The organism is Mucilaginibacter sp. (genome assembly GCF_036383575.1).
Lineage (GTDB): Bacteria > Bacteroidota > Bacteroidia > Sphingobacteriales > Sphingobacteriaceae > Mucilaginibacter.
Map to the genome: position 1 here is coordinate 1 of NZ_DASVOB010000271.1, position 2,752 is coordinate 2,752.

The 2,752-nt window shown below is 42.4% G+C and carries 3 protein-coding genes; all 3 read left to right on the top strand.

The window, feature by feature from the left end; all coding sequences use genetic code 11:
• The first annotated feature begins 115 nt into the window (after nucleotides 1-115).
• Complete coding sequence (locus VF500_RS09600) at nucleotides 116-721, top strand: ExbD/TolR family protein (RefSeq protein ID WP_330859466.1); 606 nt, start codon at nucleotides 116-118, stop codon at nucleotides 719-721.
• Nucleotides 721-1,284: a DNA-3-methyladenine glycosylase I gene (locus VF500_RS09605; RefSeq protein WP_330859467.1), complete on the top strand. Its 564-nt coding sequence runs from the start codon at nucleotides 721-723 to the stop codon at nucleotides 1,282-1,284. The genes VF500_RS09600 and VF500_RS09605 overlap by 1 nt, the downstream gene beginning before the upstream one ends.
• A gap of 158 nt (nucleotides 1,285-1,442) precedes the next feature.
• A partial coding sequence (locus VF500_RS09610) for a 5'-3' exonuclease H3TH domain-containing protein (protein WP_330859468.1) occupies nucleotides 1,443-2,752 on the top strand: 1,310 nt, incomplete at its 3' end.

The window sequence follows — 2,752 nt, forward strand, 5'->3', positions numbered from 1 at the left end:
TGAAATAAGTACACAACAACGTCGTTATAAGGAGTGAAGCAAATTCCTGTTTAGCATTATAGGATTCGCTCCTTGTAATACCGTTGTTTAATCCTTTACTTAACCTTTTCACGCCATGTACAGACCTAAATTCCGCAGAAAGCATTTTGACGTAGACATGTTTCCGATGTTCAATTTATTATTGATCGTGTTATCATTTCTCATGCTGAGTGGTCGTCCCGCAATACGTTATCCTATTTTGATCAATTTGCCAACAGGGTCTTCTTTTAATACTGCAGATCCTGATAGCTACTTTACCACCACCACCATACTTATCGGGCAAAAAAAGATGATGCTAAAGCTTGATGCACCTGATATACGTGAGGCTGCACTCAAACAAATAGGAGATAAATACAACGCTGGTTTTACACCAGATGAGATCAATAAATTTGGCGAAACGGATGTGATCGGAACTCCAATGACTCAAATCAAAAAATATATTTCGGGTTATTACAACGCTACAGACTATTACAATCAACCGGGATTAAGACTCGATGAATTAGCCGAATGGATAAAAGAATCGCGCAAAGCTACATTCGAAAAACATAACAGTTCAACACGTATTTTTATTATGGCCGATGGAGAAACCCCATATCCCGTGATCAAAGATGTAATAGACATGTTAGCTCAACAAAAAATCACCAAATTTTCAATCATTTATTCCTACCTAAGACAAATATAATGAGCAATCCAACCAACAATCCAACCCGCTGTTCATGGGCCGGTACCGACGAACTATACATCAAATATCATGATGAAGAATGGGGAAAAGAGGTTCATGACGACCATACCTTTTTTGAATTCATGATCCTTGAATCGGCACAGGCCGGGCTTAGCTGGATCACTATTTTGCGCCGTCGCGAAGGCTACCGGAAGGCATTCGCCAATTTTGATGTTCAGAAGGTTGCTTCATTTGATGAGGAAGATGTTGAACGCCTGATGCAAGACGAAAGCATCATCCGCAACCGCCTTAAAATAAAAACCTCTATCAGTAATGCTCAATTGTTTATCGGCCTGCAAAAAGAGTTTGGCTCCTTTGATAAATACCTGTACAGTTTTATGCCGGATGGTAAAGCGATCATGAACCATTCCAACTCAACGCCTGCCACCAGTACGGAATCTGACGCTATTGCCAAAGACATGAAAAAACGCGGCTTTAAATTTTTTGGCACTACCATTTGTTACGCTTTTATGCAGGCTACTGGCATGGTGAATGACCATATTCCTAACTGTAGCTTCAAATAAAACGAACACGAATTTTCACGAATGTGATCGAATTGCACAAATTGATAATGAAATTAAACCATGCAATTCATTAAAAATCGTGTTCTTTGCAATAAACACCGGCATCAAAAAATTCGAGCTAATTAGCTTAAATTCGTGCAATTAGTGTCAATGATATTATGAAAAAACTATTTCTTTTGGATGGCATGGCCCTTATTTACCGGGCGCATTTTGCTTTAAGTAAAACACCCCGCTTCACATCAAATGGGTTAAACACCTCGGCAATGATGGGTTTTACCAACACCCTGCTTGATGTTTTGAAAAAGGAAGCCCCCACCCACATGGCTGTAGTATTTGATACCGAAGCGCCAACTGAACGCCATACCGATTTTGAAGGCTACAAAGCGCACCGCGAAGCCATGCCCGAAGACCTGGCAAAGGCTTTACCCTATGTAATAAAAATCATATTAGGTTTTAACATCCCGGTTATTACATCTGACGGTTATGAGGCCGATGATATCATCGGTACACTCGCCAAAAAAGCCGAACAAAAGGGCTATCAGGTTTATTGCATGACCCCGGATAAGGATTTTGGCCAGCTGGTATCAGATAATATTTTCGTTTACAAACCCGCCCGCATGGGTAACGAAATGGAGATACAGGGCGTTAAAGAGATATTGGCCAAATGGGAAATTGAGCGTGTTGACCAGGTGATTGATATTTTAGGCTTGTGGGGCGATGCGGTAGATGGTATCCCGGGCATTCCGGGCATTGGCGAAAAAACAGCCAAAACCCTTATTAAACAATATGGCTCAATGGAAAACATCTTTGAGCACAGCCACGAGCTTAAAGGAAAACAGCGCGAAAACGTTGAGCAGTTTAAAGCACAGGGGCTGATGTCCAAAAAACTGGCGACTATTTTACTAAATGTCCCGGTTGAATTAGATGAGGAAGGCCTGGAAGTATGTGCGCCAAGCAAAGAATTACTGGAGCCGCTTTTTGCCGAACTGGAGTTCCGTACCCTGGGTAGGCGCGTGTTTGGCGATGATTTCAGCATAACCGAGTTAAAGCCCGCCGGTACCCAGATCGACCTTTTTGGCAACCCGGTAGCAACCGGTCGCACCACAATGACGGTTGATGTGGAAGACATTCACGAAGAGCTTACCCTTGCTGCCAAAAACATTAACAATACACCGCATGAGTATCATCTGGCCGACACCGCTGAGAAACGTGCCGATCTGATAAAAATATTAGCCCAACAGCAAACATTTTGCTTCGATACCGAAACTACCGGTACCGACCCTAATTATTGCGAACTGGTAGGCTTATCATTTTCGGTTAAACCAGGCGAAGGCTGGTATGTACCAGTTCCTGCTGATCAGGTTGCTGCACTAAGTATCGTCACTGAGTTTAAGGAGATCCTGGAAAACGAGAACATCGGCAAAATAGGGCAGAACATTAAGTTTGATATCCTGATGCTGAAATGGTA

What these genes read in the sequence shown, in the direction of transcription:
- VF500_RS09600 (WP_330859466.1), top strand. Translation starts at nt 116, where the DNA reads ATGTACAGACCTAAATTCCGCAGAAAGCATTTTGACGTAGACATGTTT.
- VF500_RS09605 (WP_330859467.1), top strand. Translation starts at nt 721, where the DNA reads ATGAGCAATCCAACCAACAATCCAACCCGCTGTTCATGGGCCGGTACC.